Source organism: Streptomyces sp. NBC_01808, from assembly GCF_035917395.1.
Classification (GTDB): Bacteria; Actinomycetota; Actinomycetes; order Streptomycetales; family Streptomycetaceae; genus Streptomyces.
The window spans coordinates 5825070-5848420 of record NZ_CP109072.1 but is presented as its reverse complement, the minus strand read 5'-3'; the positions used below and the strand labels follow the sequence as shown (position 1 = coordinate 5848420).

Sequence of the window (23351 nt, the reverse complement as noted above, 5' to 3'; positions counted from 1 at the left end):
CGATTCTTCTGCCGAAGCATGACGGTGGAGCTGCGGCACCTGCGCGCCTTCCTCGCCACCACGGCCACCGCGCAGGCGCACCGCCATCACTCGGTTGCCTACGTCCCGCTGGCCGGCGCGCCCGCCGTCCCTGCGATGCTGGCCAGGCGGGACCCGCCGCGCCACCCCGCGGTTCCCGCACTGCTGATGCTTGCGCACCAGGTCGCCGGGGAAGCCGCCCAGGAACCGACGGGTCCCGGCAGCCGTTGATCCATGAAGAAACGCGCGGGATACTTGGGCCCATAGCGGTAACAGCGGCAGAATTCACCCCAAACGTCAGGCAATACGTCAGGAGACACACATGGCAGGCTTTCTCGACCGCGCGAAGGAGAAGGCGGGGACCGCGCTGAACCAAGGCAAGGAGAAGGTCGGGGAGGTGCAGGCGCAGCGCGAGGGCCAGGCTCTCCTGCGCCGGCTCGGCGCGGCCTACTTCAACGAGCAGCGGGGCAGCGGTTCGCCGCAGGAGGTGCAGGACGCCCTCCAGGCCGTCCACGCCCACATCGCCCAGCACGGCGACGGTTTCCTCACCCGCGGCTGAGCCAGGACGGGCCCCGCGGCCGCGTCCGCGGCGCTCCGTGCCTAGGCCCTGTCCGGCCACCGAACAGCGTCGCGTGTACGCGCCAGAGCCCGCCGGGCCCGCAGCCCCGCGGCCCGACGACCAGCCGCCCGCCGGCCCACCCTCCGGCGGGCGGCTCGCCGCGCTCCGGCCCCGGCTGCCCTCGCCGCTGGAGGAGATCGCCGACGACCGCCTCGCCGCCCGCGGCGTCCGGCTGCTGCTCAAGCGGGACGACCTGATCCACCCGGCGCTGCCGGGCAACAAGTGGCGCAAGCTGGCGCCGAACCTGGAGGGGCGCGCGGCCGGCTCCCCCGGCGGGGACGACCGCCCGCTGCTGACGTTCGGCGGCGCGTACTCCAACCACCTGCGGGCCACCGCCGCCGCGGGCCGGCTGCTCGGCATCCGCACCATCGGCGTGGTCCGCGGCGCCGAGCTGGCGGACCGCCCGCTCAACGGCTCCCTCGCGCGGGCCGCGGCGGACGGCATGCGGCTGCACTTCGTGCCGCGCGCGACGTACCGGCGGCGCGCGGACCCCGCCTACCACGCCGAACTGCGCGCGGACTTCGGTGACTTCCAGCTCGTCCCAGAAGGCGGCAGCAACGCCGCGGCGGTACGCGGCTGCGCCGCCCTCGGCCGCGAACTCGCCGGCGCGGCGCAGACGGCCGTCGTCGCCTGCGGTACGGGCGGCACGCTCGCCGGCCTCGCCGCCGGACTGCCCGCGGGCGCACGGGCGATCGGCATACCCGTCCTCAAGGGCGGCTTCCTCGGCGCCGACGTCGAGCGACTGCAGACCGCGGCGTTCGGCGGGCGGCGCGGCGACTGGCACCTCGCGGACGGCTTCCACTTCGGCGGCTTCGCCCGCCGCACCCCCGAACTCGACGCCTTCGCCGCCGACTTCGCCGCCCGCCACGGCCTCGCCCCCGAACCGGTGTACGTCGCCAAGATGCTCTACGCCGTCGTCGCCCTCGCCGCCGAGGGGGCGTTCCCGCGCGGCTCGGCGGTCGCGGCGGTCGTCACCGGCTGACGCGGGTGTCGCCCAGACGAGGGAAGCCGGTCGGCGGTTGTCGGCGGGCCCTGCCATAATGGCAACCCGGAGTGACCGCACGGGAATTGGGACGAGAAAAGCCCTAGCCACGGAGCGTAATCAGGGTTTACTATTAGTGACAGCCGCGGGATGGGGTGGCCTTCTCCGGACCAGGAGACAGCAGCTCATCGCACGCGGTAGCGTCGCAGGCGAACGATGCGCCACGCCGGTCCGTTACTCCCAGTGACGGGGGGCAGGCCGGTGTTCCCATGGCAGAGAGTCGCCACGCACCTTGGAGGTGAGGGTGTCCCAGTTCGAAGGCGAGCCCAGTCCGAAGGACTTCGTCGAAGTCCGGCTGCCGGCTGCGGGGGCGTACCTATCGGTGCTCCGCACCGCCACGGCAGGGCTCGCTGCCCGCCTGGACTTCACGCTCGACGAGATCGAGGATCTGCGCATCGCGGTCGACGAGGCCTGCGCGATCCTCCTCCAGCAAGCCGTTCCCGGCTCCGTTCTCACCTGCGTCTTCCAGCTCGGGGACGACGCGCTGCTGGTGACGGTGTCGGCACCGACCACCGACGGCCGGGCGCCCGAGCGCGACACCTTCGCGTGGACCGTGCTGTCCGCGCTCGCCGGCAGGGTGGACGCGACCGTGGGGGACGACCGCACGGTCACGATCAGCCTGCTCAAGGAGCGCGGCGCGGCGCCGGGGCTGACGTGACGTACGTCAGGGGCGTTCCGATGCGAGACGAGGGCCGGCTGGCCGCGGCGGAGCGAGAGCGGGCGGACCACATGGACGGACTGCAGCAGCACGACAGGCGTGAACCGCAGGACCGCAGCGGCGCGCGGGCGATGTTCTACGAGCTGCGCAAGCTGCCCGCGGACTCCTCCGAGCACGCCGAGCTGCGGAACGCCCTCGTGCAGATGCACCTGCCGCTCGTGGAGCACCTGGCCCGCCGCTTCCGCAACCGCGGCGAGCCGCTGGACGACCTCACCCAGGTCGCCACCATCGGCCTGATCAAGTCCGTGGACCGCTTCGACCCCGACCGCGGCGTGGAGTTCTCGACGTATGCGACCCCCACGGTCGTCGGCGAGATCAAGCGCCACTTCCGCGACAAGGGCTGGGCGGTGCGGGTGCCGCGGCGGCTGCAGGAGCTGCGGCTGTCGCTGACCTCTGCCACCGCCGAGCTCTCCCAGTTGCACGGCCGGGCCCCGACGGTGCACGAGCTGGCGCAGAAGCTCAACATCTCCGAGGAAGAGGTCCTGGAGGGCCTGGAGTCGGCGAACGCGTACTCCACCCTGTCCCTCGACGTCCCCGACACCGACGACGAGTCGCCGGCCGTCGCCGACACCCTCGGCGCGGAGGACGACGCCCTGGAGGGCGTCGAGTACCGCGAGTCCCTCAAGCCGCTGCTGGAGGAGCTGCCGCCGCGGGAGAAGAAGATCCTGCTGCTCCGCTTCTTCGGGAACATGACCCAGTCCCAGATCGCCCAGGAGGTCGGCATCTCGCAGATGCACGTCTCCCGGCTCCTGGCGCGCACGCTGGCGCAGTTGCGCGAGCGGCTGCTCGTCGAGGAGTGAGCGGCGGGGCGCGTGCGCCCCGCCGTGACCCGCGAGGCGCCCTGCGCCGCTCTCCGGCGCCCTGAGTACCCCCGGAGCATGAAGGGCGGCCGAGGGGGTCTTCGTGCCGTACGGGCCTCATGGCGGGGCCGTAGGGGGGGCGTACGCCCCTCCCCCGGCCCGTGCCGCGGTGCTACGCCGTCCGGCTCGGGCCCACGCCCAGCGCCTCCGCCGTGCTCGGGCTGAGCACGCAGACGAGCGCCCCCACCGCGACCGCGCCCAGCACGAGCCCCAGCGCGAGCATCGTGCCGCCCGTCGACACCATCGCGAAGGCCACCGGCAGCGCCAGGATCTGCGTGATCATCGAGGGCCCCCGGCTCCAGCGGCGCTGCCGCCACAGCCCGTGCGCGGCGGCCAGCGGCAGCACGGCGAGCGCCAGCACGGTGAGCCCGCCGAAGACGGCCTGGCGGGTGCTGTCCGGTTCGCCGACGATCCCGAGCACCAGCTCGTAGCCCCCGAGGGCGGCGATGACGATCCCCTCGACCGCGGTCAGTACCGCGGCGACGGTGACCCGCGGCGGCCGCGGGCCCTTCTCCTCGGCGGCCTTCCCGGCCCCGTCCCCCGCGGCCTTGCCGGCCGCCGCGTCCTCCGTGACCTTGCCCGCCTCGCCCGATTCAGCGGCCTTGGCGGCCGGCGCGGCCTTACCCGCCCCGCTGCTCTTCGCGGCCTTGCCGGCCCCGGTGTTCTTCTCGGGCGCGGGCTTCCGCCCGGTCCCGGCGGCCTTCTCCCGCCCCGCCCCGCCCGGTTTCTCCCGCTCGGGCCCGGCCGCCTGCTTCCGCCCGCCCCGGCCCTGCGTTCCGCTCATGCTCTCCAGCCTACTGGGGCCCCGGTGCCCGTCACGCCGGGGCTGGGCCCCTCTACTTTTCGGTAGGTAACCTGCATGCCATGCGTGCGCTCCTCGTGGTGAATCCCGCCGCCACCGACACCAGTGCCCGGACCCGCGACGTGCTGATCCACGCACTCGCCAGCGACCTGAAGCTGGAGACGGTCACCACCGAGTACCGGGGCCACGCCCGCGACGTCGCCCGGCACGCGGCGGACAGCGGCGAGGTCGACGTCGTCGTCGCCCTCGGCGGCGACGGCACCGTCAACGAGGTCGTCAACGGCCTGCTGCACCGCGGCCCCGCGCCCGAGGAACTGCCCCGGCTCGCCGTCGTCCCCGGCGGTTCCACGAACGTCTTCGCCCGCGCCCTCGGGCTGCCCAACGACGCCGTCGAGGCCACCGGCGCGCTGCTCGACGCCATGCACTCCGGCAGCGAGCGCACCGTCGGCCTCGGGCTCGCCTCCGGCACCCCGGACACCGACGACGAGGGCGCGCCGGCGCGCTGGTTCACGTTCTGCGCGGGCATGGGGTTCGACGCGGGCGTCGTCGGCCGCGTCGAGCAGAAGCGCGAGCGCGGCAAGAAGTCCACCCACCCGCTCTACGTACGGCAGTTGCTGCGCCAGTGGCTCGGCGAGGGCGACCGCAGGCACGGCACGATCACACTGCGGCGCCCGGCCGAGGACCCCGTCGAGGGCCTGGTGCTCTCGCTCGTCTGCAACACCTCGCCGTGGAGCTACCTGGGCAACCGCCCCCTCTACGCGACCCCCGGCGCGTCCTTCGACACCGCCCTCGACGTGCTCGGACTCGCCCGGCTCTCCACGCCTTCGCTGCTGCGCTACGGCACCCAGTTGCTCACCTCGTCGCCGGAGCGCGGGCCGCACGGCAAGCACGCGGTGTCCCTGCACGATCTCACCGACTTCACCTTGGAATCACAGGCCCCACTGCCCTTCCAGATGGACGGTGACCACCTAGGGCTGCGTACGAGCGTGACCTTCACAGGCGTACGGCGCGCACTGCGTGTGATTGTGTGAGTGGAAGGCCCGAAAGTCCTTCCAGTCGAACGTTTAGGCTGCGCCTCACCCCCTGGAAGTGGGGCCCTTTGTCAACTGAGACCAAGGAATCCAAAGAAACTTCCCGGAAGGGGTTGTATCCGAAGCTGAGGTTTGCGAACCTCTTCATGGCGGCTGGAGCGCCTCCCCTCAGGGGACCTCACCTCCGGCGCACTCGCCCCCTCCACATGTTGAAGGTCACACCGGAAATCTGGTTCGACCCCTTCACTTGTCGGAGGATTCGTGAAAGCGTTCACATTCACAAGCAACTGACAGCAACGCGAAGAGATGGAGCAGTCATGGACTGGCGTCACAGCGCCGTTTGCCGCGAGGAAGACCCCGAGCTCTTCTTCCCGATCGGCAACACCGGTCCTGCGCTGCTGCAGATCGAGGAAGCCAAGGCCGTCTGCCGTCGCTGCCCCGTGATGGAGCAGTGCCTGCAGTGGGCGCTGGAGTCCGGTCAGGACTCCGGTGTCTGGGGTGGCCTCAGCGAGGACGAGCGCCGCGCGATGAAGCGCCGCGCCGCGCGCAACCGGGCGCGCAGGGCCAGCGCCTGACCCGACACCCCCCGGATGCGCCAAGGCGCCGTGGGACCCACGGCGCCGCTCTCCCCGAGCCGCAGCGCAGCAGCCGCAACGCCGCACCACGAGTCACCGCAGAGCCCCGGAGCCAGATGGCCCGGGGCTTTTTGCTGCCCCGATGCCGCCGTCTGACCCGATGCCGCGGCGTGACCGAGGCGCGTCGCCGCAGTGTCGCCGCAGTGTGGCCGTGAAGCGCTACGCGCCCCGTCAACCCGCGCCGTCCACCTCCGTACCCGCAACGCCCCGGCGCGTCAGCGCTTTTCGGGTTGCACGGGAATGTCGAACACCACCCGCGTGCCGCCCTCCGGCGCCCGCGCCATCGAAAACGTGCCCGCCAACTCCCCCTCGACCAGCGTGCGTACGATCTGCAGCCCGAGGCTCCCGGACGTCGCCGGGTCGAACCCCTCCGGCAGCCCCCGCCCGTCGTCCTGCACGGTGACCAGCAGCCGGCTGTCCTGCCGCCCGCTGGAGCGCAGCGCGGTAACCTCCACCCGCCCCGACTCCCCCGGCCCGAAGCCGTGTTCCAGGGCGTTCTGCAGCACCTCGGTCAGGACCATGGACAGCGGCGTGGCGACCTCCGCCTTGAGCACGCCGAAGCGGCCGGTGCGGTGTCCCGTCACCCGGCCGGGGCTGATCTCCGCCACCATCGCCACCACCCGGTCGGCGATCTCGTCGAACTCCACGGTCTCGTCCAGGTTCTGCGACAGCGTCTCGTGCACGATGGCGATCGAGCCGACCCGCCGCACCGCCTCGTCCAGCGCCGCCCGCGCCCGCCCGTCGGGGTCTTCGGCCGCCAGCCGGCGCGACTGGAGCCGCAGCAGGGCGGCGACGGTCTGCAGGTTGTTCTTCACCCGGTGGTGGATCTCGCGGATCGTGGCGTCCTTGGTCATCAACTCGCGTTCGCGCCGCCGGATCTCGGTGACGTCGCGCAGCAGCACCAGCGACCCGATGCGCGTCCCGCGCGGCTTCAGCGGGATCGCGCGCAACTGGATGACGCCGCCGTTGCCCTCCACCTCCGCCTCCCGCGGCGCCCACCCGCTGGCGAGCTTGACCAGCGCCTCGTCCACCGGTTCCTTGCTGACGGCCAGCTCCGAGGTGGCCTGGCCGAGGTGCCGGCCGACGAGGTCGGCGGCCTGGCCCAGGCGGTGGTAGGCGGAGAGCGCGTTGGGCGAGGCGTACTGCACGATGCCCTCCGCGTCGAGCCGGATGAGCCCGTCGCCGACCCGCGGCGAGGTCTCCGTGTCGCCCTGCTGCCCGGGGTAGGGGAACGCGCCTGCGGTGATCATCTGCGCGAGGTCGGAGGCGCTCTGCAGATACGTCAGCTCCAGCCGGCTGGGGGTGCGCACGGTCAGCAGGTTGGTGTTGCGGGCGATGACGCCCAGGACGCGGCTCTCCCGGCGCACGGGGATGGATTCGATCCGTACGGGCACCTCCTCGCGCCACTCCGGGTCGCCCTCGCGCACGATCCGACCCTCGTCGAGGGCAGCGTCGAGCATCGGGCGCCGGCCGCGCGGGACGGTGTGGCCGACCATGTCGTCCTGGTACGAGGTGGGCCCGGTGTTCGGACGCATCTGCGCCACGGAGACGTAGCGGGCGCCGTCGACGGTCGGGACCCAGAGCACGAGGTCGGCGAAGGACAGGTCGGCGAGCAACTGCCACTCCGATACGAGGAGGTGCAGCCACTCCAGGTCGGTCTCGCTCAGCGCCGTGTGCCGGCGGACGAGTTCGTTCATGGACGGCACACCTGGAGCCTACCGGCGCGGCCGAAAAGCACCCGAAGCCCGCCGCGGCGAAGCCGTCGGCGCCCGCGGTGCGGGCCGGAGGCCCGCACGCACTTCGGGCCGCGGTGCCTGGACCGGGACCCTCAACCCGTCCGGCACCGCGGCCCGGAGCCAAGCACCGGTGCGCGCGCCGCGAAGTGTGCGGCCCCGCGGCGTCGCAGCCGGTGAGGAGGCCGGGACGCAGTCAGGGCAGAGAACGTCTCGGGCCTCGTTCCGCCCCGTCGTGCGGAAGGGGCGGAAGCCTGACATGCATTGTGGACTAGACCACTCCCGGCTGTCTACGCCCCGGACGCACCGACTTGGCCGCCCTCCGCCGACGCCGCGAAGCCCGCCGCGGCGACCTCCGCCACCCGCTGCAGCAGCTCCCGGTCGGCACCATCCCTGGCCTGCGCGGACATGCCCTGGAGGACGGCCCCCGCGTAGCTCGCGAGCTTCTCCGCGTCGGTCCCGGGCGGCAGCACGCCCGCGGTCACATCAGCCTGGACGCGCGCGGTCAAGGCGGCGAGGTTCAGGGCGCGCAGCTCGCGCATCTTGGTCACCACCTCGGGGGTGGTGGCGCTCACGCCGACGCTGAGCACCATGCAGCCGCGGGGGTGGTCCGGCGCGGTGTACCCGACGGCGGCCTCGCGCAGGATGCGGCCGAAGGCGGCGACGGCGGTGGGCTCCTCGGCCAGCGCACGGTCGATGAACGTGCCGTTGTCGGTCGTCGCGTACGCCTCGACGGCGGCGTCGAAGAGCGCCTTCTTGTCGCCGAAGGCGGCGTACAGGCTGGGCGCGCCGATGCCGAGGACGCGGGTGAGGTCGGCGACGGAGGTGGCCTCGTAGCCGTGCTGCCAGAAGGCGTACAGGGCCTTCTCCAGCGCTTCGTCGCGGTCGAACGAGCGGGGGCGCCCGCGCTGCTTGGTGGCCATGGAATCAATTCTATAGCGCCCGCTAGACAATGTGATACGGTCCTTTCTGTAGCGACCTTTACAGAAAGGGAGGCGCGGCCATGGGCGCGCTCACTGGCAAGACGGCACTGGTCACGGGCGCGAGCCGCGGGATCGGCAGGGCGATCGCGGAGCGGCTGGGGCGGGACGGCGCACGGGTCGCCGTGCACTACGGCAGCAACGAGGCGGCGGCGAAGGAGACGGTCGCCGCGATCGAGGCGGCAGGCGGCGAGGCGTTCGCGATCAGGGCCGAGCTGGGCGTGCCGGGCGACGCGGCGGCGCTGTGGGCGGAGTTCGACCGGCACGCGGACGGGCTCGACATCCTCGTCAACAACGCGGGGGTGGCGCTGCAGGCGCTCATCGATGACACCGACGAGGCCGACTTCGACCGGCTGTTCGCGGTGAACACCAAGGCGCCGTTCTTCGTCACCAAGCTGGGGCTGTCCCGGCTGCGGGACGGCGGGCGCATCGTCAACGTCTCCACGGTGGCCACGCACGCGGCGATGATGCCGACGCTGCTGGCGTACACGATGACGAAGAGCGCGGTCGACGCCTTCACCAAGTTCCTGTCGAAGTCCGTGGGCGAGCGGGGCATCACCGTCAACGCGGTCGCGCCCGGCGCCCTGGACACCGACATGAACGCGGCCTGGCTGCGCGACAACGACGACGCGAAGGCGGGCATGGCGGCGATGTCGCCGCTGGGCCGGATCCCGGACGTCAGCGAGGTCGCGGACACGGTGGCCTATCTGGTCTCCGGCGATGCCACGGTGCTCACCGGCGCGTACGTCGACGTCTCCGGCGGCGTACTGCTGTAGCACGCGCGAAAGGCGAAGGACCCGGCTCCGCGAGGGAGCCGGGTCCTTCGCCCGTACGCGATCGGGTGCCTACCGGGTCTCGGTGACCTTCGCCAGCGAGCGCGGGGCGTCCGGGTCCTGGCCGCGGGCGATGGTGACCTCGTACGCGAGCAGTTGCAGCGGCAGGATCTCCAGGATCGGCTGCACCTCCTCCGCCACCCCCGCCGTAGGCAGCGCGAAGCCCCCCGCGGCGGCGTCGACCTGCGCCTGCGGGCCGATGACGACGAGGTCGGCGCCGCGGTCCCGCAGCCGGTCGAGCACCGGCTGCAGCGCCTCGCCGCCGCGGCCGTCGGTGACGATGGCGATGACCGGCGAGACGTTGTCGACCATCGCCAGCGGGCCGTGCAGCAGGTCCGCGCCGGAGTAGGAGAGCGCCGGGATGTACGACGTCTCCATCAGCTTCAGCGCCGCCTCCTTGGCCGTCGGATAGCCGTAGCCGCGCGAGGTGAGGACCATCCGCTCGGCGAAGCGGTAGCGCTGCGCCAGGGCCTTCACCTCGTCCTGCCGGGCGAGGATCTGCTCGGCCAGCTCCGGCAGCACCGCGGCGGCCTCCCCCTGCCCGCCGCGCATGCCCTCGACGAAGAGGTAGAGCGCCAGCAGCGAGGCGGTGTACGTCTTGGTCGCCGGCAGCGCCTTCTCCGGGCCCGCCTGGACGTCGATGTGGTACTCGCTGACGCCGGCCAGCGGCGAGTCCGGGTTGTTGGTCACCGCCAGCGTGATGGCGCCGGCCTCGCGGGCGGCCCGGGTGGAGGCGACGAGGTCGGGCGAGCCGCCGGACTGGCTGACCGTGATCACCAGCACGTCGGTGAGGTCCGGCTTGGCCTCGTACGCCGTGGTGGTGGACATCGAGGTCAGCCCGCACGGCAGCCCGAGCCGGACCTCCAGCAGGTACTTGGCGTACAGCGCGGCGTTGTCCGACGTGCCCCGCGCGGTCAGCAGGACGAAGCGCGGCGAGCGGGCCGCGATCGCCTCGGCGACCCCGCGGATCTCCGGGGCGCCGTGCGCCAGGACGCGGCGCAGGGCCTCGGGCTGTTCGGCCATCTCGCCGGCCATGATCCGGCCCGGCTGGGCGGCAGTCATGCGGGGTTGCCTCCGTAATGCGGTGTCAGGTGGTACGGGCGGGTGGCGGTCAGGCCCCGGCGCCCTTGCCGGTGATGACCTCCGCGGCGGCGCGCCCGCAGACGCGGGCGGCACCGTGTGTCGCGATGTGCGGCGCCCCGCGCGGCGGCGCCTGCGGCACACCCATCTCCACCACGACGGTGTCGGGACGGGCGGCGAGCAGGGCGTCGAGCGCGTCCGCCATCCAGGGGTGGCGGTGGACGTCGCGCACCACTGCGACGATCCTACGATCACCCGCCGCCGCGAGCACATTTGCGGTCAGCGCCGACAAACCCTCCCGGCTCGCCGCCTTGCCGCCCCCGCCGCCGTCGGTGCCCAGCGCCGAGCCGTCGAAGACCGCGGACTCGGTGCCGGGCAGCGCGCGCTCCAGCTCCGCGCCGACGCCCCACGGGGTCTCCTGCCCCACCGCGATGCTGGCGACCGGCGTGAACCCGGCGACGTACACCGGGCCGACCGGCGGCTCGTAGCCCTCCGCCCCCGTGACGCGCAGCGCCCGGCGGGCCGCGGCCTGGCCGACGCCGGGGTCCGGCGCGATCCCCTCCACCGCGCCGGACGCCGCCGACGCCGACCAGGCCGCCAGCGCCCGTACCCGGGCAGCGGCATCGGCGAGCCGCTCCTCGGGCAGGTCCCCGCTGCGCACCGCGGCCACCAGGGCGTCGCGGGTGCGCAGCACGATCTCCTCGTCGCCGCGGGCGCCGATGCACATCGCGTCGGCGCCGGCCGCGACGGCCCGTACCGCACCGCCCTCGATGCCGTACGTCGCGGCGATGGCCTGCATCTCCAGCGCGTCCGTGATGATCAGGCCGGTGAAGCCGAGCCCGCCGTCGGCGACGGGGGCGCGCAGCAGGCCGGTGAGCACCGCGGGGCTGACGGTGGCGGGCACGTCGGTGCGCAGCGCGGGCAGCAGGATGTGCGCGCTCATCACGGCCTTGGTGCCGGCCGCGACCGCGGCCCGGAACGGCACCAGCTCGCGCTCGTGCAGCACGTCGACGGGGACGTCGATGCGCGGCATGGCGTGGTGCGAGTCGACGTTGGTGTCGCCGTGGCCGGGGAAGTGCTTGGCGCAGGCGCTGACGCCCGCGTCCTGGAGGCCCTCGATGTACGCGGCGGTGTGCCGGGCGACGAGCGCGGGGTCCGCGCCGAAGGAGCGCGCGCCGATCACCGGGTTGTCGGGGTTGGAGTTGACGTCGGCGGACGGCGCCCAGTCGAGGTTGACGCCGGCCTCGGCGAGCCGGCGGCCCAGCTCGCGGGCGACGGCCCGGGTCAGCCCGGGGTCGTCGACCGCGCCGAGGGCGAGGTTGCCGGGGAACGAGGAGCCGGTGCGCACCTCGAGGCGGGTGACGTCGCCGCCCTCCTCGTCCATCGCCACCAGCACGTCGGGGCGGGCGGCGCGCAGCCGCGCGGTGAGCCGGGCGACCTGCTCGGGGTTCTCGATGTTGCGGCCGAAGAGCCCGACGCCGGTCAGGCCCTCGTCGAGGCGGCGCAGTACCCAGTCCGGGGGCGTCGTGCCCAGGAAGCTCGGCTGCAGTACGGCGAGGGCGTCCCGGGTCAGGGTGTCGGTGCTCCCTGCGAGTGTCGTCATGGCCGTCGTGCTGTCCCTTCCCGCGGCGGCTGGTTCCGCCGCAGCTTACGAGGTGGTACGTCAGCCCTTCACGGCACCGGCGGTGAGGCCGGCGGTGACCTTCCGCTGCAGGTACAGGAAGAGCAGCAGGATGGGCAGGGCGAACAGCGACGCGGCGGCCATGGTGGCACCCCAGTCGTCGCCGAACTGGGTCTGGAACTGGGACAGCCACAGCGGCAGGGTCTGCGCCTCGGCCTCCTTGTTGAGGACCAGCACCATCGGGAACTCGTTCCAGGCGGTGATGAAGCCGAAGAGCGAGGTGGCCATGAGGCCGGGCGCCAGCAGCGGGAAGATCACCTTGCGGAACGCCTGGACCCGGGTGGCGCCGTCGACCATGGCGGCCTCCTCCAGGTCCTTGGGCACCGCGGCCACGTAGGTGCGCAGCGTGAGGATGGTCAGCGGCAGCACCATCACGGTGTAGAAGAGCGTGAGCGGCACCAGGCTGTTCAGCATGTCCGCGTCGCGCACCAGCATGTACACCGAGATGACCATGACCTCCCAGGGCGCCATCTGCGCGAACATGAAGATCAGGATGATGCCGGTACGGCCCCGGAAGCGCATCCGCGCCAGGGCGAAGGACGCGACGAGGGCGATGAGCAGCGAGAAGCCGACCGCCAGCAGGGTCACCGTGAGCGAGTTCTTCCAGAAGTTCCAGAAGTTGTCGGCGTCGAAGGCCGTGCGGTAGTGCTCGAAGGTCGGGTCCATCGGGAACCAGACCGGGTCCTCGCTGATGATGTCGCCGGTCGGCTTGAACGATGTGGCGAACATCCAGTACACGGGGAAGAGGAAGATGACGAACAGCACCAAAGCCGTCGCGTTGGGCCAGAAGCGGCCGATGAACGAGCGCCTCACGAGTCTTCCCTCTCCTGCTTCATGACCATGCGGATGTAGTACGACGTGAGCGCCATCAGGACCAGGATCGTGAGCACGGAGATCGCCGCGCCCGTGCCGTAGTGCTGGTTGCCGACGCCCTCGACGAAGGCGTAGACGGGGAGCGTCTCGGTGAGCCGGTCGGGGCCGCCGCCGTTGATCGCGTAGACGTGCGGGAACGCCTTGAAGATCCAGATGATCTCCAGGAACGTGGTGGCGAGCAGGAACGGCTTGATGAACGGGAAGGTCACCGAGGTGAACGTGCGCCAGGCGCCGGCGCCGTCGAGCCCCGCGGCCTCGTACAGCTCCTTGGCGATCGTGGTCGTGGCGGCGTAGAGGTTGATCGCCACGAACGGGATCGACGTCCAGACGAGCATCACCGTGATCACGAAGAAGGTGGAGAACTGGCTGCTGGTCCAGGAGTAGTCGGCCATGGAGTGCCAGCCGAGCTTGTCCAGGATCCAGTTGACGACGCCGTAGCGCTCGGCGAACAGCCACTGGTAGACGGTGGTGGCGGCGATGATGGGCATGGCCCAGGCGAGGACGAGCGCCATCAGCAGGGTCAGCCGCATCTTGCGGCCGAGCCGGGCGAGCAGCAGCCCGACGAGGGTGCCGAGGACCATGATGAGCGCGACGTTGACCGCGGTGAAGAGCACCGTCCGGAGCGTGACGCGCCAGAAGTCCTCGCCGCCGAGGACGTCGGTGTAGTTGTCGAAGCCGTTCCACTCGGTGAGGTGCTGGATCAGCTCCTTCATGCCCAGCTTCTGGAACGACAGGATGCCGTTCTTCACCAGCGGATAGCCGAGCAGCACGGCGGTGATCGCCAGCGCGGGCAGCAGCAGCAGGTACGGGAGGGCGCCGGCGGAGCCCTGGGCCTTGCGGTGGCGTCCGGGCGGTGGGGGTGGTGTCGTACGGGCGCGGCGTTTGGCCTTCTCGGCTGCCGGCCTCGGTATCTGCACAGTCATGATGCGGCGATCTCTTCGGGACGAGGTGGTTTCGGACCCGCGGGTGCGGGCGGGGCCGGGTCGGACCCGGTCCCGCCCGCCCGATGACGCTTACTCCTGCGCCAGGCGCTCGTTCAGGTCGTCCTCGACCGACTTGGCGGCGTCCTCGTGGGAGTCACCGTTGAGGTAGGCGGTCATGTAGGACTTGATGGGGTTGGGGGTGTTCTCCACCGCGCCCCACTCCGGGATGAGCGGCGTGGTGCCGCCGACGGCGGCGGCGGGCGCCGCGGCCTCGGCCGCCTCGTTGCCCTCCAGCTTCGACAGCAGCGAGTCCTTGTTGGGGATCACGCCGTTGGCGGCCGCGAGGGCGCCCTCGTGCTTGTCGGAGAGCACGATCTTCAGGAACTCCTGGGCCAGTTCCTGCTTCTCGCTGCCCGCGGCGACGGCGAGGTTGGAGCCGCCGAGGAAGACGCTCTCGGGGGTGTCGGCGGTCTCACCGGGGATGGTGAAGTAGCCGATCTCCTTCTCGAAGTTCTTGTCCTTGCTCGCCTCGATCGCGATGCCGGACTCCCAGCCCATGCCGATGATCGCGCCGGTCTCGCCCTTGCCGAAGACCTCGCCCTGCTGCGGGGTGGCCTCGTCCTTGTCCTTGGGCGCCGTGGAGTAGTCGGCGTACTGCTTGTAGATCTCCATGGCCTGGCCGACCTTGGGGTCGGAGAGGTTGGAGACCCACTTGTCGCCGTCCTGCTTCACCAGCTCGGCGTCCTGGCCGATGAGCAGGCCGTCGAAGAAGTACCAGTTCTGGCCGGGCATGTAGACCGGCTCGGCGTCGGTGTTCTTCTCGATCTTGTCGAACGCCGCGAAGAGGTCGTCACGGGTCTTGGGGATCTCCGTGATGCCGGCTTCCTTGAAGATCGACTTGTTGTACATCACCACGCGGTTGGCGAAGAACCACGGCACCGCGTACTGCGCGCCCTCGTAGACCGACGACTCGTTGAGGGACTCGGTCCACTCGGTGCCGATCTCGTCCTTCAGCTCGGTCAGATCGGCCAGACCGCCGGTCGCCGCGTAGGCGGGCGTCTGGGTGTTGCCGACCTCGACCACGTCGGGCGGGCTCTCCTCGGACAGCGCGGTGGTCAGCTTCTGCTGGATGCCGTTCCACTGCTGGACCTTGTATTCGAGCTTGGCGCCCGTCTTCTTCTCGAACTCGGCCTCGACGTCCTTCAGCCAGTCGTCCGGGGTCGAGCCGTCCATGGCCCAGAAGGTGAGCGTCTCGCCCTTGAACGACTTGGCGCCACCGCCCTTGTCGCCCTCTTCGTCACCCTCGTCAGAACCGCAGGCGGCGAGGCTTGCCACCAGGCCAGCCGCCGCCAGCACCGCTACCGCCGTGCGCTTCACGTCACCCTCCTCAACATGCCGGCCCACGCCCCCCTGCCGTCTTTCGCCAGCGATTCGCCACCGAAAAGTCCTTGCTCCCGGACCCTGCCCGTGGAGTGGACTTGTGGTCTTTAATGGTTTAGACCAGGTTGACGGTCTTGGTCTGGACCAATCGTGGAACGAAGCCTGGCCTAGACCAATGAGGGTGTCAAGGGTGTGCGGCCTGCTGGTTCGGCTTCCGTTACCGGACCGACATGTGAGCTATCCCGTCACCCCGCGAGTGCACCGACGGGTGACGAGCCGTGCCAGGATGTGAGCCGCTACCAGACGGAGGAGTCATGAGGACGAACGCCGGACCGGCCGAGGGAACGTCGGCTGCGACGGTACCGGCAGCCGACGAGCCGGGACGTGCCGGGGGCAGCACCGGGCGGACCACCCGCGTGCCCAAGTACTACCGGCTCAAGCGGCATTTGCTGGAGATGACCGAGACCCTGCCTCCCGGCACCCCGGTGCCGCCGGAGCGCACGCTCGCCTCCGAGTTCGACACCTCCCGTACGACCGTGCGCCAGGCGCTGCAGGAGCTGGTCGTGGAGGGTCGGCTGGAGCGGATCCAGGGCAAGGGCACGTTCGTGGCCAAGCCCAAGGTCTCGCAGGCCCTCCAACTGACCTCGTACACCGAGGACATGCGCGCCCAGGGCCTCGAACCCACCTCGCAACTGCTGGACATCGGCTACGTCACCGCCGGCGACCAGCTCGCCGAGCGGCTCGACATCACCCCCGGCGGGCGGGTGCTGCGCATCGAGCGGCTGCGCCTGGCCAACGGCGAGCCGATGGCCATCGAGACCACCCACCTGTCGGCGAAGCGCTTCCCGGCGCTGCGCCGCAGCCTGGTCAAGCACTCCTCGCTCTACACCGCGCTCGCCGAGGTCTACGACGTCCACCTGGCCGAGGCCGAGGAGACCATCGAGACCTCGCTGGCCACGCCCCGCGAGGCGGGCCTGCTGGGCACGGACACGGGCCTGCCCATGCTGATGCTCTCGCGCCACTCGGTGGACACCCACGGCGAGCCGGTGGAGTGGGTCCGCTCGGTCTACCGCGGCGACCGCTACAAGTTCGTCGCCCGCCTCCGCCGCCCGGTGGGCTGAGCGACCGCGCGGCGGCGGCCCGGTGCCGGCGCCGCCGCCGCGTGCCGCCCGATGGGCGCTCTCCCCCGGCCGCAGCGCCGCTGCCGGGGCTTTCGTGATCGGATAGCGACTGATCGCCCTAGTGACGGCGGCCTGACCCTGCTCTACATTTCGAGCGCATTGCAAGAGATTGAGAGCTCAGGGGACGGAGCCGCCATGACTGTGCAAGCACCCCCGGACGTGCCGAAAAAGCCACGTTTGGAACCGAAGAGCGTGATCCTGTGGACGGTCGTGGCCCTGGTGGGCGCCGTCGGCTGGACCATGCTGGCGCTCTCCCGGGGCGAGGAGGTCTCGGCGGCCTGGATGGTGGCCGCGGCCCTCGGCTCGTACGCCATCGGCTACCGCTTCTACTCGAAGTTCATCGCCTACCGCGTGCTCAAGGCCGACAAGAACCGCGCCACCCCCGCGGAACGGCTCGACAACGGCATCGACTTCCAGCCGACGGACCGCCGGGTCCTCCTCGGCCACCACTTCGCCGCGATCTCCGGCGCGGGCCCGCTGGTCGGCCCGGTGCTGGCGGCGCAGATGGGCTTCCTGCCGGGCACCATCTGGATCGTCGCGGGCGTGATCTTCGCGGGCGCGGTCCAGGACATGGTGGTGCTCTTCTTCTCCACCCGCCGCAACGGCCGTTCGCTCGGCCAGATGGCGCGCGAGGAGATCGGCCCGGTGGGCGGCGCCGCCGCGCTGCTGGCCGTCTTCGCGATCATGATCATCCTGCTGGCGGTGCTGGCGCTGGTCATCGTCAACGCGCTTGCGGAGTCCCCCTGGGGCACGTTCTCCATCGGCATGACGATCCCGATCGCCCTGTTCATGGGCTTCTACCTGCGGATGATCCGTCCTGGCCGGGTCGCCGAGGTGTCGCTGATCGGCATCGCCCTGCTGCTGCTCGCGCTGGTCGCGGGCCGTTGGGTGGCCGAGTCCTCGCTCGCGGACACGTTCACGCTGAGCAAGGAGTCGCTGGTCATCTGGATGGTCATCTACGCCTTCATCGCCTCGGTGCTGCCGGTGTGGATGCTGCTCGCGCCGCGCGACTACCTGTCGACGTTCATGAAGCTCGGCACCATCGCGCTGCTCTTCATCGGCGTGGTCGTGGCCGCGCCGACGCTGAAGATGGAGGGCGTCACCGACTTCGCGGGCGAGGGCACGGGACCGGTCTTCGCCGGCTCGCTCTTCCCGTTCGTCTTCATCACCATCGCCTGCGGCGCCCTGTCCGGCTTCCACTCCCTCATCTCCTCCGGCACCACACCCAAGATGGTGCAGAAGGAGACGCAGATCCGGATGATCGGCTACGGCTCCATGCTGATGGAGTCCTCCGTCGCGATCGTGGCGATGATCGCCGCCTGTGTGCTGGACCCGGGGCTGTACTTCGCGATGAACTCGGCGCCCACGGTGATCGGCGACACCGCACAGTCGGCGTCGCAGGCGATCCAGGGCTTCGGGTACGAGATCACGCCCGCGGCCCTGCAAGCGGCGGCCGACTCCGTCGAGGAGTCGACGCTGCTGTCCCGTACCGGCGGCGCACCGACGTTCGCCATCGGCGTCTCGGAGATCTTCTCCGACGTGACCGGGGACAGTCTCAAGGCGTTCTGGTACCACTTCGCGATCATGTTCGAGGCGCTGTTCATCCTCACCGCGCTCGACGCGGGCACCCGGGTGGGCCGCTTCATGCTCCAGGACACCCTCGGCAACATCTACAAGCCGCTCAAGCACGTCAGTTGGTGGCCGGGGCTCATCGCCACCAGCGCGGTCGTCGTGGGCCTGTGGGGCTACTTCCTGTGGGTCGGCGTCAACGACCCCCTCGGCGGCATCAACCAGCTCTTCCCGCTCTTCGGCATCACCAACCAGTTGCTCGGCGCGGTCGCGCTGACGATCTGCACCACGCTGCTGATCAAGTCGGGGCGGCTCAAGTGGGCGTGGGTGACGGGCATCCCGCTGATCTGGGTCGCGGTGGTCACGCTCACCGCGAGCTGGCAGAAGGTCTTCTCGGACGACCCGCGGGTCGGCTTCTTCGCCCAGGGCGACGTGGCGCAGGAGGGCATCGACTCCGGCAAGCTGTCCGGGCAGGAGCTGGAGGACGCCGAGACGATCGTCACCAACACGACCGTCGACGGGGTGCTGTCGGCGGTCTTCGCGCTGCTGGTGGTCGTCGTGATCCTGGACGCGGCCCGGGTGTGCGTGAAGTCCCTGCGCAACCCGGAGTCCGTCGTCAGCCATGAGGAGCCGTACCACGAGTCGTCGTACGTCGCACCGGCGCAACTGATCGCGACCAAGGAGGAGAAGCAGGAGCTGGCCGCGGCAGGGCTGGGCAGCGGCGGCGGGTTCAAGCAGGGCACCGGACCCGGTGCCGGCGGCGGTGCGCGGGACGGAGGGGGCTCGTGACCGGGACGGCGGCGCTGGCGGCGGCCGGGCGCAAGGTCTGGTGGTACGTCCGCGAGGTGATCGGCGACACGGCCTACGAGCGCTACGTCGAGCACCTGCGCGGTCACGACCCCGACGCGAAGGTGCCCACCCGGCGCGAGTTCGAGCGGATGCGCACGGACGCGGGCGACGACCCGCGAAAGGGCTTCCGCTGCTGCTGAGCGCGGTGCGGCCCAGGCCGCAGGCTTACGGGCCGCCGTCCCCGGCTTCCGGGGGCGGCGGCCCGTTGTCGGTGGCGCAGGGCAGACTCGGGGGCATGGACTTCACGGTGCGGCCGGTGCGGCCGGAGGAGTACGAGCGAGCGGGCCAGCTGGTCGCCGAGGCATATCTGGCGGACGGGCTGCTGACGTTCGGCGAGGACGACACGTACGTGCACGAGCTGCGGGACGTGCGCCGCCGGGCGGCGGCGGAGCGCGCCGAGGTGCTGGTCGCGGTCGAAGGGGACGCCCGCGCGGTCGGCGGCGAGGTGCTGGGCAGTGTGACGTTCGTAACGGCGGGGTCGCCGTTCGCGGAGCTGAGCGGGCCGGGCGAGGGCGAGTTCCGGATGCTGGCGGTGGCCCGGGAAGCGCGCGGCCGGGGCGTGGGCGAGGCGCTCGTACGGGCCTGTCTGGACCGCTCCCGGGAGCTGGGCGCGCACCGGGTGGTGCTGTCCAGCACCCCCGATATGGCCACGGCCCACCGGCTGTACGAGCGGCTGGGGTTCGTCCGCACCCCGGCGCGGGACTGGCTGCCGCTGCCGGATCTGCCGCTCTGGGCCTTCGTCGCGGACCTCTGACGCCCGACCGACATGCGACACAACATATAGGGGTGGTTCCCAGGCGAGCCACTAGATGTATGCTCGTCCCAGCTGCCGACGCAGGGGAATCCGGTGGAAGTCCGGAGCTGTCCCGCAACGGTAAGCGATGTCCGGGCACGCCTGCCACACGCCGGCGGGTCCGTACGTCGTGAGCCCGAAAACCTCCGGCAGCGATCGATGACGTCCGGGTCTCGTGGATTGGGCTCGCGGACGCACACGGGTTGCCTCGACGGATTCGGGCATCCCGCCTGCGCCCGTACACAGCTCTCCCGCGCGGCCCCGCCGAGCGAGGGAGAGCAGCATCTTGACGATCGCACCACCGGCCGCGCCTACGGAGCCCGCCTCCGCCACCCCCCGTGCCGGCGACGGCCCGGCCGCAGCGCTCACCCGCACCCTCGCCGAGCTGACCGCCGACCTGCCCGCCACCGACCCCGCCCGGGTCGCCGCCGACGCCCTGCGCGGACGGCACCCGGGCTCCGGCGACGCGGAGTTGCGGGAGCTGGCCACCGAGGCCGCGGCGGCGCTCATCGCCGAGGAGCCGGAGTACTCGAAGCTGGCCGCCCGGCTGCTGACCCGGGCCGTCGCCGAGGAGGCCGCGGGCCAGGGCGCCACGAGCTTCTCCGCCGCGATCGCCGTGGGCCACCGCGAGGGCATCGTCGCCGACACCACCGCCGCGTTCGTCCGGCGGCACGCCGCCCGCCTCGACGCGCTGGTCGACGAGGCCGTCGCCGAGGGCCGCGACGACCGGTTCGGCTACTTCGGCCTGCGTACGGTCTCCACCCGCTACCTGCTGCGCCACCCCACCGAGCGCGCCGTCATCGAGACCGCCCAGCACTTCTTCCTGCGCGTCGCCTGCGGACTGGCCGCCGGCGACTCCGACGCCGCCGTGGCCGAAGTCGCCGAGCTGTACGGGCTGATGAGCCGCCTCGGCTACCTGCCCTCCTCCCCCACCCTCTTCAACTCCGGCACCCGCCACCCGCAGATGTCGTCCTGCTACCTGCTGGACTCCCCGCTCGACGAGCTGGACTCGATCTACGAGCGCTACCACCAGGTCGCCCGGCTCTCCAAGCACTCCGGCGGCATCGGCATCCCCTTCACCCGGGTCCGCTCCCGCGGCTCGCTGATCCGCGGCACCAACGGCCACTCCAACGGCATCGTCCCGTTCCTGCGCACCCTGGACGCCTCCGTCGCCGCCGTGAACCAGGGCGGCAAGCGCAAGGGCGCCGCCTGCGTCTACCTGGAGCCCTGGCACGCCGACGTCGAGGAGTTCCTGGAGCTGCGGGACAACACCGGCGAGGAGGCCCGCCGCACCCACAACCTCAACCTCGCGCACTGGATCCCGGACGAGTTCATGCGCCGCGTCGAGGCCGACGGCCCCTGGTCGCTCTTCTCGCCCGCCGAGGTGCCGGAGCTGACCGACCTGTACGGCGCCGAGTTCGACGCGGCGTACGCGCGCGCGGAGGCCGAGGGGCGGTACGTCAAGCAGGTCCCCGCGCGGCAGTTGTACGGGCGGATGATGCGTACCCTCGCGCAGACCGGCAACGGCTGGATGACGTTCAAGGACGCCGCCAACCGCACCGCCAACCAGACCGCGGAGCCCGGCGCCGTCGTGCACTCCTCGAACCTGTGCACCGAGATCCTGGAGGTCTCGGACGACGGCGAGACCGCGGTGTGCAACCTCGGCTCGGTCAACCTCGCCGCCCATCTCGGCGACACCGCCGGCGGCTGGGAAGGGGCGATGGACTGGGAGAAGCTGGACGCCACGGTCCGTACCGCCGTGACGTTCCTCGACCGCGTCGTGGACATCAACTTCTACCCCACCGAGCAGGCCGCCGCCTCCAACTCCCGCTGGCGGCCCGTGGGCCTGGGCGTGATGGGCCTCCAGGACGTCTTCTTCCGGCTGGGGCTGCCGTTCGACTCCCCGGCGGCGCGGGCGCTGTCCACCCGTATCGCCGAGCGCATCATGCTCGCCGCGTACGCCGCCTCCGCCGACCTCGCCGAGCGGCACGGCGCGCACCCGGCCTGGTCCCGCACCCGCGCCGCCCGCGGCGTGCTGCACCCCGACCACTACCCCGAGGCCGGCGCGGTCTGGCCGGAGCGCTGGACCGCGCTCCGCGCGCGCATCGCGGAGACGGGGCTGCGCAACTCGCTGCTGCTGGCCATCGCGCCGACCGCGACGATCGCCTCCATCGCCGGCGTCTACGAGTGCATCGAGCCGCAGGTCTCCAACCTCTTCAAGCGCGAGACGCTGAGCGGCGAGTTCCTCCAGGTCAACTCCTACCTGGTGGCCGAGCTGAAGGCGCTCGGGGTGTGGGACGCGCGAACGCGCGAGGCGCTGCGCGAGCACGACGGTTCCGTACAGGAGCTGACCTGGATCCCCGAGGAGGTCCGGGCGCGCTACCGCACGGCGTGGGAGATGCCGCAGCGCGCGCTGATCGACATGGCCGCGGCCCGTACGCCCTACCTCGACCAGGCCCAGTCGCTCAACCTCTTCATGGCCGCGCCGACCATCGGCAAGCTGAGCTCGATGTACGCCTACGCCTGGAAGTCCGGGCTGAAGACGACGTACTACCTGCGCTCCCGGCCGGCGACCCGGATCGCCCGCTCGGCCCGCGCCGCCGCGCCCGCCGGCGCCGCCCCCGTACCCCTGCCCGTCCAGCAGCCGCACGCCGACGACGCCGTCGCCTGCTCCCTGGAGAACCCCGAGACCTGCGAGGCCTGCCAGTGACCACCGCCACCGGAGCCAAGAACCTGCTCGACCCCGGCTTCGAGCTGACCCTGCGCCCCATGCGCTACCCGGACTTCTACGAGCGCTACCGGGACGCGATCAAGAACACCTGGACCGTCGAGGAGGTCGACCTCCACTCCGACGTCTCCGACCTCGCCAAGCTCTCGCCGGGCGAACAGCACCTCATCGGCAGACTGGTGGCGTTCTTCGCCACCGGCGACTCGATCGTGGCGAACAACCTGGTGCTCACGCTCTACAGGCACGTCAACTCGCCGGAGGCCCGCCTCTACCTCTCCCGCCAGCTCTTCGAGGAGGCCGTGCACGTCCAGTTCTATCTGACGCTGCTCGACACCTACCTCCCCGACCCGGACGAGCGGACCGCGGCGTTCGCCGCCGTCGAGAACATCCCGTCGATCCGCGAGAAGGCGCAGTTCTGCTTCCGCTGGATGGACTCCGTGGAGAACATCGAGCGGCTGGAGACCAGGGAGGACCGCCGCCGCTTCCTGCTCAACCTCATCTGCTTCGCCGCGTGCATCGAGGGCCTGTTCTTCTACGGCGCGTTCGCGTACGTCTACTGGCTGCGCTCCCGCGGCCTGCTGCACGGGCTCGCGACGGGCACGAACTGGGTGTTCCGCGACGAGAGCATGCACATGAACTTCGCGTTCTCCGTGGTCGACACGGTCCGCGAGGAGGAGCCGGGCCTCTTCGACGAGGAGCTGGGGCGGCAGGTGCGCGACATGCTCGACGAGGCGGTGCGGGCGGAGCTGCAGTTCGCGCAGGACCTGTGCGGCGACGGCCTGCCGGGGATGAACACCGACTCGATGCGCGCGTATCTGGAGTGTGTGGCGGACCAGCGGCTGGTCCGGCTGGGCTTCGCTCCGGTGTACGGGTCGCAGAACCCGTTCGCGTTCATGGAGCTGCAGGACGTGCAGGAGCTGACGAACTTCTTCGAGCGCCGCCCGTCCGCGTACCAGGTGGCGGTGGAGGGCTCGGTCGGGTTCGACGACGAGTTCTGAGCGCCGCGTGCCGGGCGGCCGGTGA

General features: G+C 71.5%; 22 protein-coding genes and 1 riboswitch. Of the genes, 14 read left to right on the top strand and 8 right to left on the bottom strand.

Going from position 1 to position 23351, the window contains the following annotated elements; genetic code table 11:
* Positions 1–18: 18 nt before the first annotated feature.
* From OG946_RS25995 to OG946_RS25975, 5 genes are all read left to right on the top strand, one after another.
* Positions 19–249 carry a hypothetical protein gene (locus OG946_RS25995; protein WP_326798412.1) on the top strand — a complete coding sequence of 77 codons (231 nt, stop codon included), beginning with the start codon at positions 19–21 and terminating at the stop codon, positions 247–249.
* A gap of 91 nt (positions 250–340) precedes the next feature.
* Positions 341–577: a hypothetical protein gene (locus OG946_RS25990; protein ID WP_326798411.1), complete on the top strand. Its 237-nt coding sequence runs from the start codon at positions 341–343 to the stop codon at positions 575–577.
* A 73-nt stretch (positions 578–650) separates the two neighbouring features.
* On the top strand, positions 651–1619 hold the full coding sequence (locus tag OG946_RS25985; RefSeq protein ID WP_326798410.1) for a 1-aminocyclopropane-1-carboxylate deaminase/D-cysteine desulfhydrase: 969 nt from the start codon (positions 651–653) through the stop codon (positions 1617–1619).
* 304 nt (positions 1620–1923) lie between these two features.
* Positions 1924–2337 (top strand): anti-sigma regulatory factor, encoded by a 414-nt coding sequence (locus OG946_RS25980; RefSeq protein WP_027753975.1) that lies wholly within the window; start codon positions 1924–1926, stop codon positions 2335–2337.
* Positions 2338–2357: 20 nt separating this feature from the next.
* On the top strand, positions 2358–3197 hold the full coding sequence (locus tag OG946_RS25975; protein WP_234380170.1) for a SigB/SigF/SigG family RNA polymerase sigma factor: 840 nt from the start codon (positions 2358–2360) through the stop codon (positions 3195–3197).
* 172 nt (positions 3198–3369) lie between these two features.
* Here OG946_RS25975 and OG946_RS25970 read toward each other — a convergent pair whose 3' ends face one another.
* Complete coding sequence (locus OG946_RS25970; RefSeq protein ID WP_326798409.1) at positions 3370–4041, bottom strand: hypothetical protein; 672 nt, start codon at positions 4039–4041, stop codon at positions 3370–3372.
* 80 nt (positions 4042–4121) lie between these two features.
* Here OG946_RS25970 and OG946_RS25965 point away from each other — a divergent pair, with 80 nt between their 5' ends.
* Both OG946_RS25965 and OG946_RS25960 read left to right on the top strand, forming a co-directional pair.
* Positions 4122–5090, top strand: a complete 969-nt coding sequence (locus OG946_RS25965) for a diacylglycerol/lipid kinase family protein (RefSeq protein ID WP_326798408.1) — start codon at positions 4122–4124, stop codon at positions 5088–5090.
* Between the two features lie 317 nt (positions 5091–5407).
* Entirely contained in the window at positions 5408–5665 is a 258-nt protein-coding gene (locus tag OG946_RS25960) for a WhiB family transcriptional regulator (RefSeq protein ID WP_018835069.1), read from the top strand.
* Between the two features lie 275 nt (positions 5666–5940).
* Here the strand turns inward: OG946_RS25960 and OG946_RS25955 are convergent, their stop codons facing one another.
* Positions 5941–7422 carry a sensor histidine kinase gene (locus OG946_RS25955; protein ID WP_326798407.1) on the bottom strand — a complete coding sequence of 494 codons (1482 nt, stop codon included), beginning with the start codon at positions 7420–7422 and terminating at the stop codon, positions 5941–5943.
* A 326-nt stretch (positions 7423–7748) separates the two neighbouring features.
* Positions 7749–8381 (bottom strand): TetR/AcrR family transcriptional regulator, encoded by a 633-nt coding sequence (locus OG946_RS25950; protein ID WP_326798406.1) that lies wholly within the window; start codon positions 8379–8381, stop codon positions 7749–7751.
* 80 nt (positions 8382–8461) lie between these two features.
* On the opposite strand from OG946_RS25950, the gene OG946_RS25945 reads away from it, so the two are divergent.
* On the top strand, positions 8462–9214 hold the full coding sequence (locus OG946_RS25945) for an SDR family oxidoreductase (RefSeq protein WP_326798405.1): 753 nt from the start codon (positions 8462–8464) through the stop codon (positions 9212–9214).
* 69 nt (positions 9215–9283) lie between these two features.
* Here the strand turns inward: OG946_RS25945 and OG946_RS25940 are convergent, their stop codons facing one another.
* The 5 genes from OG946_RS25940 to OG946_RS25920 all read right to left on the bottom strand — a co-directional run bounded on the left by OG946_RS25940 (position 9284) and on the right by OG946_RS25920 (position 15205).
* On the bottom strand, positions 9284–10333 hold the full coding sequence (locus OG946_RS25940) for an SIS domain-containing protein (RefSeq protein ID WP_326798404.1): 1050 nt from the start codon (positions 10331–10333) through the stop codon (positions 9284–9286).
* 49 nt (positions 10334–10382) lie between these two features.
* Positions 10383–11954: a glycoside hydrolase family 3 protein gene (locus OG946_RS25935; RefSeq protein WP_326798403.1), complete on the bottom strand. Its 1572-nt coding sequence runs from the start codon at positions 11952–11954 to the stop codon at positions 10383–10385.
* Positions 11955–12014: 60 nt separating this feature from the next.
* Positions 12015–12845 carry a carbohydrate ABC transporter permease gene (locus OG946_RS25930; protein WP_326798402.1) on the bottom strand — a complete coding sequence of 277 codons (831 nt, stop codon included), beginning with the start codon at positions 12843–12845 and terminating at the stop codon, positions 12015–12017.
* Positions 12842–13828 carry a carbohydrate ABC transporter permease gene (locus OG946_RS25925; protein WP_326798401.1) on the bottom strand — a complete coding sequence of 329 codons (987 nt, stop codon included), beginning with the start codon at positions 13826–13828 and terminating at the stop codon, positions 12842–12844. The genes OG946_RS25930 and OG946_RS25925 overlap by 4 nt, the downstream gene beginning before the upstream one ends.
* A gap of 90 nt (positions 13829–13918) precedes the next feature.
* Positions 13919–15205 carry an extracellular solute-binding protein gene (locus tag OG946_RS25920; RefSeq protein WP_326798400.1) on the bottom strand — a complete coding sequence of 429 codons (1287 nt, stop codon included), beginning with the start codon at positions 15203–15205 and terminating at the stop codon, positions 13919–13921.
* Positions 15206–15522: 317 nt separating this feature from the next.
* On the opposite strand from OG946_RS25920, the gene OG946_RS25915 reads away from it, so the two are divergent.
* The 6 genes from OG946_RS25915 (at position 15523) to OG946_RS25890 (ending at position 23326) form a co-directional block, all read left to right on the top strand.
* Entirely contained in the window at positions 15523–16329 is an 807-nt protein-coding gene (locus OG946_RS25915) for a GntR family transcriptional regulator (protein ID WP_173534882.1), read from the top strand.
* 195 nt (positions 16330–16524) lie between these two features.
* Positions 16525–18747: a carbon starvation CstA family protein gene (locus OG946_RS25910; protein ID WP_326798399.1), complete on the top strand. Its 2223-nt coding sequence runs from the start codon at positions 16525–16527 to the stop codon at positions 18745–18747.
* Positions 18744–18947, top strand: coding sequence for a YbdD/YjiX family protein (locus tag OG946_RS25905; protein WP_047017960.1), 204 nt, complete (start codon positions 18744–18746; stop codon positions 18945–18947). The genes OG946_RS25910 and OG946_RS25905 overlap by 4 nt, the downstream gene beginning before the upstream one ends.
* A 95-nt stretch (positions 18948–19042) precedes the next feature.
* Positions 19043–19561, top strand: a complete 519-nt coding sequence (locus OG946_RS25900; protein ID WP_326798398.1) for a GNAT family N-acetyltransferase — start codon at positions 19043–19045, stop codon at positions 19559–19561.
* A gap of 58 nt (positions 19562–19619) precedes the next feature.
* Positions 19620–19766: riboswitch (cobalamin riboswitch) on the top strand.
* Between the two features lie 120 nt (positions 19767–19886).
* Entirely contained in the window at positions 19887–22310 is a 2424-nt protein-coding gene (locus OG946_RS25895; RefSeq protein ID WP_326798397.1) for a ribonucleoside-diphosphate reductase subunit alpha, read from the top strand.
* Positions 22307–23326: a ribonucleotide-diphosphate reductase subunit beta gene (locus OG946_RS25890; protein ID WP_326798396.1), complete on the top strand. Its 1020-nt coding sequence runs from the start codon at positions 22307–22309 to the stop codon at positions 23324–23326. Before OG946_RS25895 ends, OG946_RS25890 begins: the two co-directional genes overlap by 4 nt.
* Positions 23327–23351: the final 25 nt, after the last annotated feature.

Bases quoted from the DNA above. Each gene is read 5' to 3' on its own strand.
- OG946_RS25995 (WP_326798412.1), top strand. From the start codon at position 19: ATGACGGTGGAGCTGCGGCACCTGCGCGCCTTCCTCGCCACCACGGCC.
- OG946_RS25990 (WP_326798411.1), top strand. From the start codon at position 341: ATGGCAGGCTTTCTCGACCGCGCGAAGGAGAAGGCGGGGACCGCGCTG.
- OG946_RS25975 (WP_234380170.1), top strand. From the start codon at position 2,358: ATGCGAGACGAGGGCCGGCTGGCCGCGGCGGAGCGAGAGCGGGCGGAC.
- OG946_RS25970 (WP_326798409.1), bottom strand. From the start codon at position 4,041: ATGAGCGGAACGCAGGGCCGGGGCGGGCGGAAGCAGGCGGCCGGGCCC.
- OG946_RS25965 (WP_326798408.1), top strand. From the start codon at position 4,122: ATGCGTGCGCTCCTCGTGGTGAATCCCGCCGCCACCGACACCAGTGCC.
- OG946_RS25960 (WP_018835069.1), top strand. From the start codon at position 5,408: ATGGACTGGCGTCACAGCGCCGTTTGCCGCGAGGAAGACCCCGAGCTC.
- OG946_RS25955 (WP_326798407.1), bottom strand. From the start codon at position 7,422: ATGAACGAACTCGTCCGCCGGCACACGGCGCTGAGCGAGACCGACCTG.
- OG946_RS25950 (WP_326798406.1), bottom strand. From the start codon at position 8,381: ATGGCCACCAAGCAGCGCGGGCGCCCCCGCTCGTTCGACCGCGACGAA.
- OG946_RS25945 (WP_326798405.1), top strand. From the start codon at position 8,462: ATGGGCGCGCTCACTGGCAAGACGGCACTGGTCACGGGCGCGAGCCGC.
- OG946_RS25940 (WP_326798404.1), bottom strand. From the start codon at position 10,333: ATGACTGCCGCCCAGCCGGGCCGGATCATGGCCGGCGAGATGGCCGAA.
- OG946_RS25935 (WP_326798403.1), bottom strand. From the start codon at position 11,954: ATGACGACACTCGCAGGGAGCACCGACACCCTGACCCGGGACGCCCTC.
- OG946_RS25925 (WP_326798401.1), bottom strand. From the start codon at position 13,828: ATGACTGTGCAGATACCGAGGCCGGCAGCCGAGAAGGCCAAACGCCGC.
- OG946_RS25915 (WP_173534882.1), top strand. From the start codon at position 15,523: ATGAGGACGAACGCCGGACCGGCCGAGGGAACGTCGGCTGCGACGGTA.
- OG946_RS25910 (WP_326798399.1), top strand. From the start codon at position 16,525: ATGACTGTGCAAGCACCCCCGGACGTGCCGAAAAAGCCACGTTTGGAA.
- OG946_RS25900 (WP_326798398.1), top strand. From the start codon at position 19,043: ATGGACTTCACGGTGCGGCCGGTGCGGCCGGAGGAGTACGAGCGAGCG.